General features: G+C 64.7%; 10 protein-coding genes. 3 read left to right on the top strand and 7 right to left on the bottom strand.

The genetic code is table 11. From position 1 onward, the window contains the following. Positions 1–62: 62 nt before the first annotated feature. The 4 genes from AC56LY_RS03920 to AC56LY_RS03905 form a co-directional block, all read right to left on the bottom strand. The gene (locus AC56LY_RS03920) at positions 63–5,174 is read right to left on the bottom strand and encodes a beta strand repeat-containing protein (protein WP_499576757.1); all 5,112 of its coding nucleotides are present in this window, start codon (positions 5,172–5,174) and stop codon (positions 63–65) included. Positions 5,175–5,243: 69 nt separating this feature from the next. After that, positions 5,244–5,900 (bottom strand): phage tail protein, encoded by a 657-nt coding sequence (locus AC56LY_RS03915; RefSeq protein WP_499576756.1) that lies wholly within the window; start codon positions 5,898–5,900, stop codon positions 5,244–5,246. Between the two features lie 222 nt (positions 5,901–6,122). Beyond that, entirely contained in the window at positions 6,123–7,790 is a 1,668-nt protein-coding gene (locus AC56LY_RS03910) for a cation acetate symporter (protein WP_499576754.1), read from the bottom strand. Beyond that, complete coding sequence (locus AC56LY_RS03905) at positions 7,787–8,095, bottom strand: DUF485 domain-containing protein (RefSeq protein WP_499576753.1); 309 nt, start codon at positions 8,093–8,095, stop codon at positions 7,787–7,789. Before AC56LY_RS03905 ends, AC56LY_RS03910 begins: the two co-directional genes overlap by 4 nt. 175 nt (positions 8,096–8,270) lie before the next feature. Here AC56LY_RS03905 and prpR point away from each other — a divergent pair, with 175 nt between their 5' ends. The 3 genes from prpR to AC56LY_RS03890 all read left to right on the top strand — a co-directional run bounded on the left by prpR (position 8,271) and on the right by AC56LY_RS03890 (position 12,633). Beyond that, positions 8,271–9,893, top strand: a complete 1,623-nt coding sequence (prpR, locus tag AC56LY_RS03900; RefSeq protein ID WP_499576752.1) for a propionate catabolism operon regulatory protein PrpR — start codon at positions 8,271–8,273, stop codon at positions 9,891–9,893. A 164-nt stretch (positions 9,894–10,057) separates the two neighbouring features. Then, positions 10,058–11,437: a pyridoxal-phosphate dependent enzyme gene (locus tag AC56LY_RS03895; protein WP_499576751.1), complete on the top strand. Its 1,380-nt coding sequence runs from the start codon at positions 10,058–10,060 to the stop codon at positions 11,435–11,437. Continuing rightward, positions 11,434–12,633 carry a trans-sulfuration enzyme family protein gene (locus AC56LY_RS03890; RefSeq protein ID WP_499576750.1) on the top strand — a complete coding sequence of 400 codons (1,200 nt, stop codon included), beginning with the start codon at positions 11,434–11,436 and terminating at the stop codon, positions 12,631–12,633. Before AC56LY_RS03895 ends, AC56LY_RS03890 begins: the two co-directional genes overlap by 4 nt. Positions 12,634–12,736: 103 nt before the next feature. Here the strand turns inward: AC56LY_RS03890 and AC56LY_RS03885 are convergent, their stop codons facing one another. The 3 genes from AC56LY_RS03885 to clpS form a co-directional block, all read right to left on the bottom strand. Continuing rightward, on the bottom strand, positions 12,737–14,302 hold the full coding sequence (locus tag AC56LY_RS03885) for a methyl-accepting chemotaxis protein (protein ID WP_499576748.1): 1,566 nt from the start codon (positions 14,300–14,302) through the stop codon (positions 12,737–12,739). Positions 14,303–14,494: 192 nt separating this feature from the next. Further along, positions 14,495–16,795, bottom strand: a complete 2,301-nt coding sequence (gene clpA / locus AC56LY_RS03880; RefSeq protein ID WP_482897957.1) for an ATP-dependent Clp protease ATP-binding subunit ClpA — start codon at positions 16,793–16,795, stop codon at positions 14,495–14,497. After that, positions 16,792–17,094, bottom strand: a complete 303-nt coding sequence (clpS, locus tag AC56LY_RS03875; RefSeq protein ID WP_137175749.1) for an ATP-dependent Clp protease adapter ClpS — start codon at positions 17,092–17,094, stop codon at positions 16,792–16,794. Before clpS ends, clpA begins: the two co-directional genes overlap by 4 nt. Between the last annotated feature and the right edge of the window lie 206 nt (positions 17,095–17,300).

Below are 17,300 nucleotides of genomic sequence, written 5' to 3'. Positions count from 1 at the left end.
TACGAGATTCCGGATGTTTCATCATGAAATCCGGATTGAAACATGAAACACATGAATTTAGCTTACACCAGCCACAGCCCAGCGCCACTGACCTGCGCATCGATCACGTCTTGCTGCCCGATCCAGCTGCCGATCAGTTCAGCACGTGAAGCGGTCGCCAGTTGCGCGACCCACCCCGCGCTACCGCCGACTGCGTCCGCATCCAGGTCCGAGTTGGCATACAGCGCCGCCACGAACTGGGTGTCCGACAAGGCACCATAGCGCGCCGCGAACTCGTCCGAGCCGACAAAGCCTGCCACCAGGTCGGACTTGTCCAGGCCACTGGTGGCCCAGTCATTGAAGCCATCGAGATCGCCGCTACGATCGAGCACGGTCTGGTACAGCAGCCCCACAGACCTGAGCGTGCCCGCGTCGACCTGGGTGAACCGGAGATCGACCGTGCCATTGCTGAATGCGCCCTGCTCGATACCGAGCAACGTGTCGATGTCGCCGGTGGCCGCATCCACCGCCCGCACCGCTGTCGCGCCGAGCACGAAGCGCGTGGCGGCCAGCGCGCCGGCGTAGACGACGGTATCGGTGCCGTCGCCACCGACCAGCAAGTCATTGCCGGCGCCGCCATCCAGACGATCATCACCGCTGGCGGCGAGCCAGCCGTTTTCAGCGTTGACGCTGGAGGCAGCAATGACCAGGTCAGGACCCTGCAGCGCCCGGTGTTCGGTGCTGGCAGCAAAGCCGAGCAGCACGTCAGCGCGCGTGAGAAGCCCTTGCGCCAGCTGGCCGCTCCAGAATGCGAACCCCTGCGCGTCGGGCAAGCGACCCAGCACTTGGCTGTAGAGCGTCGACACGAACGCATCATCGGTCAGCGCATTCGTGCCACGCGCGGCCCACTCGGTCGAGGCGATGATGCCACGCGCCACGGACGCGGCATTGTTGCCATTGTTCAGGTAGAAGTTCAGGCCGTCGATGTCGGGTGCGCGGTCAAACGCTGCCTGATACAGCAGCGCCATGTCCACCAGGCTGTCGCGCGGGGCCGCAAGAAACGCAAGGTCGGCATCGCTGGCATCCAGCTGCGCGAGGGTAAGCGTGGCCGGCCGCCCCCCGGCGAACACCGTTTCGGCATGGACGGCGCCGAGCGCGCCGTCGCCCTCGATCGTGAATTGCCAGGCACCGCGCACGCTATTGCCGCCCTGCAGCACATCGTCGCCGCTGCCCCCGCGCAGGCTGTCGTTGCCGATGCCGCCCACCACCAGATCGGCACCGCTGCCGCCATCGAGCAGGTCATTGCCGCCGGCACTGCCGATGATGTCGTTGCCGCCGCCGCCGAACAGCTGGTCGTCGCCGGCGCCGAGATACATGTTCTGGACGGCGTCATCGCCGATCACGATGTTCTCGCCCGCTCCGCCGCGCAAGGTGACCGCACCGACGATCGCGGCGAACTGTACTTCGTTGAGCTCGATGGTCGCATTCGTGGGCAGACGGGTCGTATCGATGACCAGACCAATCGCGGCGCCGCCCGAGGCATCGCCCGTGATGGCGATCGTCGGCGCAGTGCTGCCGGGGGCCAGCGAAGGCGTCAGTGTGGCCGTGTGCAGCAAGGTACTCTGTGCCAAGGCCTGCAGGAAAGCGACGCCTTCCCCGCTCATGTCATCCTGCGCGTCGGAGCCGGCCACCGTCTTTTGCTCGATGCGCAGGATCAGGTCGCGCAGCGCCTGATCGCGGTCGAGCAGGCTGGACGGGCCGGCGGCCTGCAGCCCGGTGCCGACAGGCAGGCCGACCGTCAGTACCGATGTCACGCCGGCAGCCGATGCCGCCAGGGGAATGTCGGCCAGGCTCGCGTTCGGTGTGTTCGGGTCGTCAGAGCGGGTGGCTGTGACGAACGGCACCGTGATCACCGTGTTGACCAGGCCCGTCGCGGGATCGGTCGTGGTGCTGGTGACGACAGGCACGCCATCGACCGTCGTGGTGGGCGTTTCCGGTGGCGGCTCGGGCGGGTTGTCCGGGCCCACGGTGAACGTATGGGCCGCGGCATTTGCCGCGACCGCGTTGCCGGCGATATCGCGCAGCGTGCCGGTGATCCCGATCGTGTAGGTCCCGGCGTCGAGCGGATCCCAGTTGCCACCCGGCGCCTGTACCGTGTAGGTGACGACGTTGCCATCGACGACGTAGCTGATGACGGTCAGGACGCCGTCCGGCCCGGTCACGCTGACATTGTCGATGCCGGCCGTGGCGGCATCGATGCCTGCGCCGCTATCGGCGTACGTCACGGTGAAGGTGAAGCTGGTACCGACCGGATCGATCAGGCTGGCCCGGACCGGCGTGCCGGCGGTCGGCGCCGCCCCGTCGACCAGGTAAGCCTGCGTCAACGCCGGGCCATGGTTGCCCGCCGTGTCGGCCACGCGCACCTGCAGCGTGCCGCTCGCCGGCAGCACGACGCCTTCCAGCGTCCAGGCACTGCCACTGCCGCCGGCCGTGAGCCAGCTTTCACCGTCGTCGAGCGACACTTCGACGAACTCGTCGCCCGTGAGCGCGGTGCTCAGGGTGCCGCTGATGTCCTGCGCGGCGACGTTGGTGATGAAGTCGTTCGCACTGGCGCCCGAGTCGATCGCCAGCACCGCCGTGGCCGGCGTGGTCGTGGGCACGTCGAGGTCGATCGTGTAGGCCTGGCTGGCGTCGATGCCCGCAAGATTGTCGGCGTCGAGCGCGCGGATGATGATTGTCCCGGACGCCGGCAAGACGACATCGGCCCATGTCACGCTTGCGCCGACGACGCCGGCGCTGATGTCGATCCAGGTGGCGCCATTGTCGACCGAGCCGAACACGCTCTCGCCCGCCACCAGCGCGCGCGACAGTGTTGCCTCGATCGTTTGCAACGCAACGTTGGTATTGAAGTCAGTATCGCTGACGCCATTGTCGGCCGACAGGCGCAGGTTGCCGACCGTGGGCGCATTGCTGAAGGTGACGTCGATGACGCCTGCGCTGGTCACGCCAGCCACGCCGTTGCCAGCCAGGTCGAGCACCGAACCGGCCGCAATCCCGACGGTGTAGCGCCCGGCATCCTGGATGTCCCAGGCGCCGCCCGGCGCGGCGACGGTGTAGGTGACGACATTACCGTTGACGCTGTACGACTGGACGTCCAGAAGGTCGTTCGCGGGCGTGGTGACGCTGATGTTATCGGTGCCGAAACTGTCGATGTCGAGGCCCGCGCCGCCGGTATCGCCCCAGGTCACCACGACCTCGAAGGTGGCGCCGGCCGGCAACTGCAGCACAGTGGCGGCCGGCACCGCTGCGGTCGGACTCACCGCGTCGACGAGGTAGTTGCTGCTGTAGACCGGCCCGGCATTGCCTGCCAGGTCGAGCACCCGCACCTGCAGGGCGCCGCTCGCATCGAGCACGAGGCCGGCGAGCGACCAATTGGGCGAGCCGGTTGAGGCAATGGCATCGAGCCAATCGGTGCCATTGACCGACACCTGGACCTGCTCGCCGGCCTGCAGCGCCGTGTCGAGCGTCCCTGACACGGTCTGGTTTGCGCTGGCCACGATGAAGTCGCCGTTGCTGTCGCCGCTCAGTTCCGCCAGCGTGATCCCGGTCGTGGGCGCGGTGGTGTCGAGCGTGTACGCGCGCGTGGCCGGTGTACCGGCATTGCCATGCTCGTCTTCCAGGCGCAGCACGATCGCCCCGCCCACGACCAGCGTGGCGCTGGTCCAGTCGAGTGTGGTGCCGCTGACGCGGTTCGTGATGTCGGTCCAGGTGGCGCCATTGTCCACCGAGCCCAGGAGCGTCTCACCGGCGTCGAGCGGCTGGCTCAGGGTCGCGCTGATCGTCTGGCTGGCGACGTTCGTGTTGAAGTCGGCGTCGCTGGCGCCGCTGTCGTTCGCGATGCCGATATCGCTGAAGCTGGTCGTGGGCGCCGTGTGGTCGATCGTCAAGGCAAGTGCGCTGCCAAGCGCGCTCGAGAGGTCGCCGGTGGCGGACGTGACGAAGGCGCGCACAGCGTAGGTGCCGTCCAGGCCGCTCGTCGACAGGTCGCTGACGGTCCAGGTGCCGTTGGCAACCGTCGCCGTGGCAGACCGCTCGCCGACGTCGTAGGTGCCGTCGTCATCGCCGTCGATGAACACCGTGACCGTGCTGGCCGTATCGCCCGTTGCACTGGTGCCGGACAGTGTCAGGCTGGCGGCCGCGGTAACGTCGTCGTCGCTCTCGAGACCCGTATCGGCGCCTGCATCCAGGTCGGGCGTGCCGGGCGTCTGCGGTATGACGCTGAAGTTGATGGTCCGGGTTGCCGTCGCAGCCCCATCGCTGACCTGGATCGTGATGCTGTCGTTGCCGGCATAGCCGCTGGTGGGTGTATATAGCAAGGTGCCGCCCGGCGTGATGTCGGCGCTGCCGCCGCTGGCCGTGGCGCCCGTCAGTTGTGCGATGCCGTGGCTGGCCTGACTGACGACTGACCAGGTCAGCGTTTCGGCAGCGTCCGGATCGTTCACGTGCAGCAGGCTGGCGAGGTCGAGCGCGCTGCCATTCTGGTCCACGTCCACGCTGGCGGCAAGCGGCTCGACGAACACCGGGGCGGTGGACAGGGACTCAATGTTGGACAGGACGATATTGTCGAACTGGAGCAGGATGACCTCGCCGGTTGCTGCATTGGACAGCTCGGCCCATGCAATGCCTTGCATCGCCGGCTCGCTGGCCAGCATCACGCGCACCGCATCGCTGGGCAACTGCGTGCCGCCGTCGAATTGCGCGGCAGGGATGTTGAAGGTCACCGGCGTCACTGTTTTATCCGTGCGGATATTGACCGTCAACCCGAACGCGCTCAGGTCCAGCACCGACAACTCCGTCAGATCGAATGTCCGGCCACCGTCGAGCGCCAGCGTGACCACGGCAGGCGCGAGCACGTTCGGGTTTTCCAGGTCGACCGAGATGGTCAAGCCATCCAGGCCGACCACGTCGTAGCCTGAGAACGATGTCTCATCGGTATACACGAGAGAGCCGGCATCGGCGGTGAGCGTCAGCACCGCGTCGCCGATCTGCTGGCTGGCAATGGGTGAGCCGGGGTTCCCGATGATGTCTTGCGCGATGACGCCGTTCGTGAAATCGAACGTCACCGGGCCGGGCTGGACCAGGTTGCTGTTGGCGATGGACGCGCGGGTGTGGCTGGCATGCGAGGAAGTGATCATGGTTGTCGTAGGATGTCGATGGCGTGAAGGGAAGTTTCAACCGGGCTGCGCCTGGCAGCCCGGGAGCACTCATGGACGTGACGGGTAAATACCTTGCGTGGCGATGATGAAGTTCAGGGTGGTATATGGCGGCATGGTGCCGATGGCGCCGGTCAGGGCGACCTGCACCGGCAACGGCTGCCCGGCGCCAGTCGTGCTCACCGCGATCGTGCCCGCCGCTGCCGGCAACGCCACGTCGAACGGCCGCAGCGTGGTCGTGGCGGTGTCGGTCGCATACAGCTTGGGCGGCGTGAGCCCACCCGTCACGCACCCGAGTACCTTGCCGGGACCCGGCACGCTGTCCACCGCCGCACCGACCGCATCGACGGGAACCGCGACACTGATGCTGGCCGCCGCCGCGCCCGTGAATGCGGCCCCGTGACTGTGCGCGGGCAGGTTGTTCACGCCGATCGTGACGCTGCCGGCACCGCTGGCCCCGCTCATGCTCGCCGTGGTGGCGCCGCCCTTCTGGGCGATGCCCGTCATCCCCTGGGCGCCCATCGGAAACCTGTTACGCAGGTCGGGCAGCGCAAAGGTCTGCTGACCGTCACCACCGTAGTAGTTGCCCAGCAGCGTGTAGAGCGCCTGATTCTGATTGATCGCTAGTAATGAGCCGTCGCACAAGGCCCAGCCGATCGGTACCCACGGTATGGGCCACAAGATGATTTGTCCCAGGATTGGATCCATGTCTCTCCTCCAGCTTGAATGAAGTTTGAGTGGAATTACCTTTGGGATGGTCGCACGACAGAAATTGGCACCCGGTCGACAATGGTCAAACCATGTGCGCTTCGTTGAAAAGATTGACGGATATACGACGGTTTGATGCAGTTCCAATAGCGCAGAGACCAAAAAAAACCGGGTGGGTCCTTGCGGACCACACCCGGTTTGCGCTGCCTGACTGATCGGACGTTAGTGGCCCGACGCGCCTGATGCACCGATACCGGTCTCGGCGCGCACTTGCTGCGCCTCGAAGCCTGCACGGTCGATCCGGGCACGGGGACCCTTGTCGGTGATCGAGAACAGCCAGATACCGATGAAGCCCACTGCCATCGAGAAGATGGCTGGCGAGGCGTACGGGAAGATCGCTGCCGGATGGTGCAGCACATCGACCCACACCGATTTCGACACGATCGTCAGGCCCACTGCCGTGGCCAGGCCCAGGAAGCCGCCGACCGTGGCGCCGCGGGTAGTGCAATCCTTCCAGAGCACCGACATGAACAGCACCGGGAAGTTGGCCGATGCGGCAATTGCGAAGGCCAGCGACACCATGAAGGCGACGTTCTGCTTCTCAAAGGCGATACCCAGCACCACGGCCACGATACCCAGGCCGATGGTGGTGATCTTCGACACGCGCAGCTCGTTTTCGCTGGTGGCATTGCCCTTCTTGAACACGGTCGCATACAGATCGTGCGACACGGCAGAAGCGCCCGACAGCGTCAGACCGGCCACCACAGCCAGGATGGTCGCGAACGCCACCGCCGAGATGAAGCCCAGGAACACGTCACCGCCCACGGCCTTGGCCAGGTGGACCGCCGCCATATTGTTACCGCCCAGCAGAGCACCGGCTGCATCCTTGAATGCCGGGTTGGTACCCACCAGCACGATCGCGCCGAAGCCGATGATGAAGGTCAGGATGTAGAAGTAGCCGATCCAGGTGGTCGCCCACAGCACCGACTTGCGCGCTTCCTTCGCGCTCGGGACGGTGAAGAAGCGCATCAGGATGTGTGGCAGGCCGGCGGTACCGAACATCAGCGCCATACCGAACGAAATGGCCGAGATCGGATCCTTAATGAAGGTGCCCGGGCCCATGATGGCGGTGCCCTTGGCATGCACTTCGGTCGCGGTCTGGAACAGTTTGGCCGGGCTGAAGTTGTATTGCGCCAGCACCGAGAACGCCATGAACGACGCGCCCGACAGCAGCAGCACGGCCTTGATGATCTGGACCCAGGTGGTGGCCGTCATGCCGCCGAACAGCACGTAGACCATCATCAGGATACCGACCAGCACGACGGCGATCCAGTATTCCAGACCGAACAGCAGCTTGATCAGCTGACCCGCGCCGACCATCTGCGCGATCAGGTAGAACGCGACCACGACCAGCGTGCCGGACGCAGCGAACACGCGGATCGGCTTTTGCGCGAAGCGGTACGAAGCGACGTCGGCAAACGTGAAGCGGCCCAGGTTACGCAGGCGCTCGGCCATCAGGAACGTGATGACAGGCCAGCCGACCAAAAAGCCGATCGCATAGATCAGGCCATCGTAACCGTCGAGGAACACGGCGGCCGAGATACCCAGGAACGATGCAGCCGACATGAAGTCGCCCGCGATCGCCAGACCGTTCTGAAAGCCCGTGATGCCGCCGCCAGCGGTGTAGAAGTCGGACGCCGACTTGGTCTTGGCTGCGGCCCACTTGGTGATGAACAGCGTGCCCACGACAAACAGCGCGAACATGCTGATCGCGGTCCAGTTGGTCGGCTGGCGAACGGCCTGGCCCATATCGGGCGCGGCGTAAGCAATGCCGGAGGCGGCCAGCAGCACGAATGCCAGCAGCGAGGGGGTGCGAGCGCCGGCCATCATGCGCCCACCTTGGCACGGATGGCATCGCTCAACTCGTCGTATTCGCGGTTGGCGCGGCGCACGTAGATGCCGGTGATCAGAATGGTAAACAGGATGACGAACAGGCCCAGGGGAATACCCCAGGTGATGACACTGTTGCCGATCGGGGTGCCCATGAATTCCTTGTTGAACGCGACCAGCAGCGTGAAGCCGTAGTACACGATCATCATGGCCCAGGTCAGCGTCCAGCCGAAGCGGGAACGGATGCGCTTGAGTTTCTGGTAATTGGGGTCGTTCTTGACCCGGTCTACGATATCTTGATCCACTTTGTCTCCTGATTCTTTTGATAATGCCGTGGTTCGGCTGCCTTTGTGGCTGCGACCCATCCTACGGGCATGCCCTTACCGGATTCTTACGCCGCAAGCTTAATTACGACCGGTCGTTCGACAAATTGGCGTTTCAAGCTGAAACAGGGTTCATCATTTGCACTACACTTGAAACATGGATTCCCCACGCCCTTCTTCTGCTGGCGACAAGCCGATCATCTGGACGGTCTCGGTCTCGCGCCTGTCCGCGCTGTTTCGCGACATCACCGTCGAATACGATCACCTGGCGTCGATCGAGCCCCTGCACATCGGTTTCGACGAGGCGGCCACCTATATCCGTGAGCGGCTGGCCAGCGAGCACTGCGACGTCGTGATTGCGGCCGGCTCGAACGCGGCCTGGCTCAAGAGCCGCGTGTCGGTGCCCGTGGTCGCCGCCAGGGCCAGCGGCTTCGACGTGCTGCAGGCGCTCACGCGCGCGCGCAAGCTCGCCGGCAATGCCCCTGGCGCCATTGGCGTGGTCAGTTATGGCGCCCTGCTCCCTGAGCTGGCCGAGTTCGCCACCGGCTTCGGCCTGGCCCTGGTCCAGCGCAGCTATGTCACGCAGGAAGACGCGCGCGCTGCCGTCGATGAACTCAAGGCGCTGGGCGTGGCCGTCATCGTCGGCGCCGGCTCGGTAACCGACCTGGCCGAAGAAGCGGGCCTGCGCGCCGTGTTCCTGTATTCGGCGGCATCGATCCGCCAGGCGTTCGACGATGCTCTGGAACTGGCGCGCCTGACCCGGCTCGAGGTCGATCGCAGCCGTGGCCGTGGCCGAACCGGCAGCACGCCGCCCGACAGGCAGCGGCTGCGGCGCGGCCTGAACGACCTGCGCGGCGACTCGCCCGCCATGCAGCAGCTGCGCCAGACGGTGGTGCTGTACGCGCGCTCGCCCAGCACCGTGCTGATCGAAGGCGAAACCGGCAGCGGCAAGGAACTCGTGGCGCAGGCGATCCACCGCGAAAGCCCGCGCCAGGATGCGAACCGCCCTTTCGTGGCCGTCAATTGCGGCGCGATTGCCGAGTCGCTGCTCGAATCGGAACTGTTCGGCCATGAAGACGGCGCGTTTACCGGCGCACGCCGTGGCGGGCACGCGGGGCTGTTCGAAGCGGCCAATGGCGGCACGCTGTTTCTCGACGAGATTGGCGAAATGCCCCTCGCCTTGCAGACGCGCCTGCTGCGCGTGCTGGAGGAACGCGAAGTGATGCGCGTGGGCGGCACGCGGCCGGTGCCGATCGATGTGCGCGTGATCAGCGCCACCCACTGCGACCTGGAGGCGCGCGTGCGCGACGGACGCTTCCGGGCCGACCTGTTCTATCGCCTGGCCGTGCTGCGCCTGGCCCTGCCGCCACTGCGGGCACGGGTGCAGGACATCGCGCCGCTGCTCGAATGGTCGCTCAAGGGCGCACTGGCCGCGCTCGATGCGCGCCCGCATCCCAACCTGCTGGCCGAACTGAAGGCCTGCACGCCGCTCCTCACCGGCTACGCCTGGCCCGGTAACGTGCGCGAGCTGCGCAACCTGACCGAGCGCCTGGCGCTGTTCCTGGCGGCCGAACCGCTGCAGGCGCTCACGCCCGGCTTCATGCTGTCGGTGGCGCCGGAGCTGGCGCGTGGTGCAGCGCCGGCCAGCGCATCGGCCGGGCAGAACCGCGAATCGGCAGCGGCAGTGCTGGCGCGCTTTGGCGGGCAGCGCGACCTGGCGGCCGACCATCTGGGAATCAGCCGCACGACGCTGTGGCGGCGGCTGAAGGCGGAAGGCTGACCTCGGATCTTCAACCCTTAAGACGCTCTAAAGCAACGTCCACCGAAAACTCGTATCATGATTCTTTGATATGGCCTGGCGCCAATCCGCGCCAGGTCGTCATGGCATGCCGACCGCGGCGCCTCTATCCGCGGCGCCGCAGTCCGACCCCAACGGAGGCAAATATGCAACATGCGTCGCAAGCGGCTTTGTTTTCCCTGATTGGCGATACCCCGATGGTCGAAGTGACCCGCATCGATACCGGGCCCTGCCAGCTGTTCCTGAAGCTCGAATCGCAGAATCCCGGCGGCTCCATCAAGGACCGCATCGGCAAGACGATGATCGAACAGGCCGAGCATGACGGCCTGCTCAATCCCGGCGGCACCGTCGTCGAAGCCACCGCCGGCAACACGGGCCTGGGCCTGGCGCTGGTGGCGCGCATCAAGGGCTATCGCGTCGTGCTCGTCGTGCCCGACAAAATGGCACCCGAAAAAATCCTGCACCTCAAGGCACTTGGCGCCGAAATCCACCTGACCCGCTCCGACGTCGGCAAGGGCCACCCGGAGTACTACCAGGATCTCGCCGCGCGGCTGGCCAAGCAGATTCCCGGCGCCTGGTTTGCCGACCAGTTCAACAACCCGGCCAATCCGCGCGCCCACGAAACCACGACCGGCCCCGAGATCTGGGACCAGGCCAAGCACAAGCTGGACGCAATCGTGCTCGGGGTCGGCTCGTCCGGCACGCTCACCGGCCTGTCGCGCTACTTCAAGAAAGCCGCACCCCAGCTCGAATTCATTCTGGCCGATCCGAAAGGCTCGATCCTGGCCGAATACGTCGAGACCGGCCACGTGTCGCAGCATGCCGGCTCGTGGGCCGTGGAAGGCATCGGCGAAGACTTCATTCCCGGCATCGCCGACCTCACCCGCGTCAAGCAGGCCTACACGATCACCGACGAAGAAAGCTTCGCGACCGCCCGCCTGCTGCTGCAGCAGGAAGGCATCCTGGGTGGTTCTTCCACCGGCACGCTGCTGGCCGCGGCGCTCAAGTACTGCCGCGCACAGACGCGCCCCAAACGCGTCGTCACGTTCGTCTGCGACACCGGGACGCGCTATCTCAGCAAGGTGTACAGCGATGGCTGGATGGTCGACCAGGGCCTGATCACGCGTCCGAAAACGGGTGACTTGCGCGACCTGATCGGGCGCCGCCACGACGCCGGCGAAGTCATCACGCTGGCGCCATCGGACACGCTGCTCACTGCGTTTAACCGCATGCGCTCGAGCGATCTGCAGCAACTGCCCGTGATGGACGCCGATGGGCGTCTGGCGGGCCTGATCGATGAATCCGACCTGCTGCTGAAGGTGACGCAATCGAACGACCATTTCAGCGCGCCGGTTTCAACCACCATGACGGCCGACCTTCAAACCCTGCCCCCTGGCGCGAGCATGGCGCAACTGCGCGACATTCTCGACCGGGGCCTTACTGCCGTGATCGCCGACGGGCCGCAGTTCTTCGGCCTGATCACGCGCTTCGACCTGCTCAATCACCTGCGAAGGACACTCTCGTGACCCATCCGGACACCAAACACACGATCGAATTCAAACGCCACCTGGCCACCCGCGTCATCCATGGCGGCCAGTCACCCGAACCCGCGACCGGCGCCGTGATGCCGCCGATCTTCGCCACTTCCACCTATCGCCAGGAAAGCCCGGGCGTGCACCAGGGCTTCGACTACGGCCGCTCGCACAACCCGACCCGCTTCGCGCTCGAACGCTCGCTGGCCGATATCGAGGGTGGCCGCGCCGCCTTCGCGTTTGCGTCGGGCCTGGCCGCCATCGCTGCCGTGCTGGAACTGCTTCCGAGCGGTTCGCACATCGTGGCCGGCGACGACATGTACGGCGGCACTTACCGCCTGTTCGAGCGCGTGCGCCGCGACAGCGCCGGGCATACGTTCAGCTACGTCGATCTGTCCGACGCGGACGCGCTGGCCGCCGCCATCACGCCTGCCACGCGCATGGTGTGGGTCGAGACGCCCACCAACCCGATGCTCAAGCTGGCCGACCTGACCGCCATTGCCAGCCTGTGCCACGCACGCGGCATCCTCAGCGTCTGCGACAACACGTTCGCCAGCCCGATCATCCAGCGCCCGCTCGAACACGGGTTCGACATCGTCGTGCACTCGACCACCAAGTACATCAACGGCCACTCGGACGTGATCGGCGGCGTGGCCATCGTCGGCGCCAGCGACCACCAAACGGGCCTGGCCGAAAAGCTCGGCTTCATCCAGAACTCGGTCGGCGCGATCCAGGGGCCATTCGACAGTTTTCTCGTGCTGCGCGGGATCAAGACGCTGGCCCTGCGCGTCGAGCGCAGCAGCGGTAACGCCCTGCTGCTGGCCAGCTGGCTCGAGCAGCAGCCACAGGTTCGCAAGGTGCACTATCCGGGGCTGGAGTCGCATCCGCAGCACGCGCTGGCGCGCAACCAGATGCATGGCGGGTATGGCGGTATTGTCTCGATTGAGCTGGACGCTGACCTGGACGGCGCGCGGCGCTTCCTGGAAGCGTGCGAAGTGTTCACGCTGGCCGAAAGCCTGGGCGGGGTGGAGAGCCTGATCGAGCATCCGGCGCTGATGACGCATGCCAGCATTCCGCCGGAGCGGCGTGCCGAGCTGGGTATTGGCGACGGGCTGATTCGCCTGTCGGTCGGGATCGAGCATATCGACGATCAGCGTGAGGATTTGCGGCGGGCGCTGGCGGCGATTTGATTGGTTAAATTGCCGTCATCATCCGTCTGAGAGCCGACGCCGATCTCTCCCGGATGAACGTGCTGCCAACCATCACCGCGTGCGCGGCGAAGCCGCGCACGCCCTACGCCAGCAAGAGAGGTTCTTGACGTAATTTGAACGTTGCCACCAGCGCCGACAATTCCGCGGCCTGCTGACGCATCGAGGCGGCTGCTGCTGCCGCTTCTTCGACCATCGCCGCATTCTGCTGGGTCGAGAGGTCCATCTCGGCAATCGCGCGGCTGACCTGCGTGACGCCGTTGGCCTGGCCGGCGCTGGCGGTGTGGATCTGGCCCAGGATGCCCGCCACTTCGTGCACGTGCTGGAGCATGGCGCGCATCGTCGAGCCGGCTGCTTCAGCCATGCCGGTGCCGACCTCGATCTCGTGCGACGATTCGCCGATCAGCTTCTTGATTTCTTTGGCGGCATTGGCCGAATGCTGCGCCAGGTTGCGCACTTCGGCTGCCACCACCGCAAACCCCCGCCCCTCGCTGCCGGCGCGCGCCGCTTCCACCGCTGCATTCAGCGCAAGGATATTCGTCTGGAACGCGATGCTGTCAATCATCCCGGTGATGTCGACGATGCGCGCGGCCGACGCCTTGATCGCACCCATGCGCGTGACCAGTTGACCCACGGCCTGCGCACCCTCGGCGGCCACGCCTGACGCCGTCTGGGCCAGCGCATTGGCCTGCTGCGCATTGGCGTTGTTGCTGGCGATGGCGTCCGACAGTTCGTCCATCGCCGTGACCGTCTCGCGCAGCGATTCGGCCTGGCGCTCGGTGCGGATCGACAGGTCCTGGTTGCCTTCGGCGATTTCACCTGACGCGGCATCGATTGCCTGCGCCCCTTGCAGCACTTGCGCCACGGTCCCCGACACGCCATGCGTCATGCCGTTGAGTGCATCGAACAGGCGACCGATTTCATCCGTACGGACGTGGCGGATGGTCGGGCGCAGGTCGCCATGGGCTACCTGCTCGGCCAGCGTGGCAGCTTGTTTGAGCGGCACGACCAGATTACGGGTCAGCAGCCACGCCAGGCCACCGGCGACGGCCAGCGCCGCAGCGCCGAGCACCAGCAGCAGCGCCTTGCTGAAACGCGAGGCCGCTGCCGACGCGTCGGCCAGGCGGTGCGCTTCGTTGCTCTCGTGGGTAAGCAGACCTTCAAGCGCAGCAACCTCGGCACCGTAGGCCGGCTCCCATCGCCTGGTCAGGATCTCTTCGACCAGGCCGGTCTGGCCCAGGTCCTTGGCCTTGAACAGGTCGGCCTGGATCGTGGCCAGCGCCGCCTTACGCTCTCCTGCTGCAGCGATCAGCGTGCGCTCCTGTGGCGTACCCGGCAATTTGCCCAGTTTCGCCTCGATGTCGCTGGCGATCTTGCGTCCTTCGGCCAGTTGTGCGCCGAAGTAATCGCCCAGTTCCAGACTGTCGCTGCGCGCGATCGACACGGCACGCGAGCCGTTCAGGCGCGCGATGCCGAGCAGTTCGGAGGCCAGTTGCTGCTTGGCGAGCTTGTCGTCGACCAGGTTGGACGTGATGACGTCGGCTGCTTGCATGCGCCAGACGGCAACGGCGGCGATGATGACAATGACGAGGGACAGGATGCCAAAGGCACCGATGAGCTTGGAAAAAGTAGTGCGCGGTGCGAGTCGCATTGGGATTTCCGGGAGAGTGAAACAACGTGTGCGCACAGTGTAGGAATGTTCGATGACAGGCATGTGAAATAGCGCCGCAGGAACTGTGATTGCCATGCTGAAATGCGCAATCAACGTTACGTGTGGGTGACGCCAAGCATGAAAAAAGCCCGCGGCACTTGCGTGCGCGGGCTTTTGCGGGAGCGAACCTGCTTACTCGATTTCGACCGTCTCGGCCGGGGCCGGTGGCGGGCTGACATCGCCCTCGGGGAACTCGAGAACCACGTCGTCCTTCTCGTTCAGGTCGACCGTCACGCGACCACCGTTGGTCAGGCGACCGAACAGCAGTTCGTCGGCCAGCGCCTTGCGGATCAGATCCTGGATCAGGCGCGACATCGGACGTGCACCCATCGACGGGTCGAACCCTTTCTGGCCGAGGAACTTGCGCAGCTTCTCGGTGAAGATGGCTTCAACTTTTTTCTCGTGCAGCTGCTCTTCGAGCTGCATCAGGAACTTGTCGACGACGCGCAGGATGATGTCTTCGTCCAGCGCGCGGAAGCTGATGATCGCATCCAGACGATTGCGGAACTCTGGCGTGAACATGCGCTTGATGTCGCCCATTTCGTCGCCCGCTTCACGCGAGTTGACGAAACCAACCGAACGCTTGGTCAGGCTTTCCGCACCCGCATTCGTGGTCATGATGATGATCACGTTGCGGAAGTCGGCCTTGCGACCGTTGTTGTCGGTCAGCGTGCCATGGTCCATCACCTGGAGCAGGATATTGAAAATGTCCGGGTGGGCTTTTTCAATCTCGTCCAGCAGCAGCACCGTGTGCGGCTTCTTGGTGATCGCTTCGGTCAGCAGGCCGCCCTGGTCGAAACCAACGTAGCCCGGCGGCGCACCGATCAGGCGCGAGACAGCGTGCCGCTCCATGTACTCGGACATGTCGAAGCGCACCAGCTCGATGCCCATGATGAAGGCCAGCTGCTTGGCGACCTCGGTCTTGCCGACACCGGTCGGGCCCGAGAACAGGAACGAACCGATCGGCTTGTCCGTCTTGCCAAGGCCGGCGCGCGCCATCTTGATCGCCGCCGACAGTGCTTCGATCGCCGGGTCTTGCCCGAACACGACGTTGCGCAGGTCGCGGTCGATCGTCTGCAGCTTGCTGCGATCGTCCTGGTTGACCGATTGCGGCGGGATTCGCGCGATCTTGGCAATGATGTCCTCGATCTCGGCCTTGCCAATCGTCTTCTTCTGCTTCGACTTCGGCAGGACGCGCTGGGCAGCACCGGCTTCGTCGATCACGTCGATTGCCTTGTCCGGCAGGTGACGGTCATTGATGAAGCGCGCAGCCAGTTCGGCTGCGGTCGTCAGCGCCGATGACGAGTATTTCACGCCATGGTGCTCTTCGAAGCGCGATTTCAGGCCGCGCAGGATCGCGATGGTCTGTTCGACCGTCGGCTCGTTGACGTCGACCTTCTGGAACCGGCGCGACAGCGCGTGGTCTTTTTCGAACACGCCGCGGTACTCGGTGAACGTGGTCGCGCCAATGCACTTGAGCTGGCCATTGGCCAACGCCGGCTTGAGCAGGTTCGATGCGTCGAGCGTACCGCCCGAAGCCGAACCGGCGCCGATGATCGTGTGGATCTCGTCGATGAACAGGATGCCGTTCGGCGTGTCCTTGATCTGCTTGAGCACGGCCTTCAGGCGCTGCTCGAAGTCACCGCGGTACTTGGTGCCGGCCAGCAGTGCGCCCATGTCCAGCGAGAACACGACCGCGTTCTGCAGGATTTCAGGCACGTCTTCCTGGACGATGCGCCATGCCAGGCCCTCGGCGATCGCGGTTTTACCCACGCCCGCCTCGCCCACCAGCAGCGGATTGTTCTTGCGGCGACGGCACAGGATCTGGATCACGCGATCGACTTCTTCTTCGCGTCCGATCAGCGGATCGATCTTGCCGTCGGCAGCTGCCTTGTTCAGGTTTTGCGTGAACTGGTCCAGCGGGCTCTCTTTGGCCTGACCTTCGACCTGCGCTTCCTCGACGCCTTCAGGCGCCTTGGACGTGTCGACCTGCTGGTCCTTGCGCACGCCGTGCGAAATGAAATTGACCACGTCGAGACGGGTCACGCCCTGCTGGTGCAGGTAGTACACCGCGTGCGAGTCCTTTTCGCCGAAGATCGCCACCAGCACGTTGGCGCCGGTGACTTCCTTCTTGCCGTTGGACGCCGACTGCACGTGCATGATCGCGCGCTGGATCACGCGCTGGAAACCCAGCGTCGGCTGGGTGTCGACCTCGCCCGTGCCAGGCACGGTCGGGGTGTTATCGCCGATGAAATTCGTCAGGGTCTTGCGCAGGTCTTCAATATTGACCGCGCATGCACGCAGGACTTCGGCGGCCGAAGGATTATCGAGCAACGCCAATAGCAGGTGTTCCACGGTGATGAACTCGTGGCGTGCCTGGCGTGCCTCGACAAAGGCCATGTGTAGGGATACTTCAAGTTCCTGCGCAATCATACTTCCTCCATCACGCACTGCAGGGGATGCCCTGCCTTGCGTGCATGCGTTAAGACAAACTCCACTTTGGTACACGCTATATCTTTGGAAAACACGCCGCACACCCCTTTGCCATTCTGGTGCACCGACAGCATGATCTGCGTGGCCGTTTCCCGATCCTTGTTGAAATACTCCTGGATCACGGCCACGACAAATTCCATCGGCGTGTAATCATCGTTCAGTAGCGCCACCTGGTATAGCGGAGGCGGTTTGACGGTCTGCCGCTCTAGCAGTTGTTCAGTATCGTGCTTCGTTGCCATGGGGTATTCTAATACTTCCGAGGTTGGTGCCGAGCGTAAACATCAGCTCGTTTTCTGATATTTCCATCTTACGCTTTTTCGGATAACTGCGCAGATGGCGTTTCGATTGCCGAAATCAAGTCCGGCGCGCAGGAATACCGTGAAAAATTTGACAACCTGCGCCCCAAACCCCTTGACTTACGTGATTATTCCACCAACAATGCAGT

The sequence above is a fragment of the Telluria sp. ZT3P25 genome (assembly GCF_059685895.1).
The sequence above is the reverse complement of the archived record's forward strand: the minus strand, read 5'-3'. Positions and strand labels throughout refer to the sequence as shown.

Excerpts from the sequence above, each read along its gene's own strand:
- AC56LY_RS03920 (WP_499576757.1), bottom strand. The coding sequence starts at position 5,174 with ATGATCACTTCCTCGCATGCCAGCCACACCCGCGCGTCCATCGCCAAC.
- AC56LY_RS03915 (WP_499576756.1), bottom strand. The coding sequence starts at position 5,900 with ATGGATCCAATCCTGGGACAAATCATCTTGTGGCCCATACCGTGGGTA.
- AC56LY_RS03910 (WP_499576754.1), bottom strand. The coding sequence starts at position 7,790 with ATGATGGCCGGCGCTCGCACCCCCTCGCTGCTGGCATTCGTGCTGCTG.
- prpR (WP_499576752.1), top strand. The coding sequence starts at position 8,271 with ATGGATTCCCCACGCCCTTCTTCTGCTGGCGACAAGCCGATCATCTGG.
- AC56LY_RS03895 (WP_499576751.1), top strand. The coding sequence starts at position 10,058 with ATGCAACATGCGTCGCAAGCGGCTTTGTTTTCCCTGATTGGCGATACC.
- AC56LY_RS03885 (WP_499576748.1), bottom strand. The coding sequence starts at position 14,302 with ATGCGACTCGCACCGCGCACTACTTTTTCCAAGCTCATCGGTGCCTTT.
- clpA (WP_482897957.1), bottom strand. The coding sequence starts at position 16,795 with ATGATTGCGCAGGAACTTGAAGTATCCCTACACATGGCCTTTGTCGAG.
- clpS (WP_137175749.1), bottom strand. The coding sequence starts at position 17,094 with ATGGCAACGAAGCACGATACTGAACAACTGCTAGAGCGGCAGACCGTC.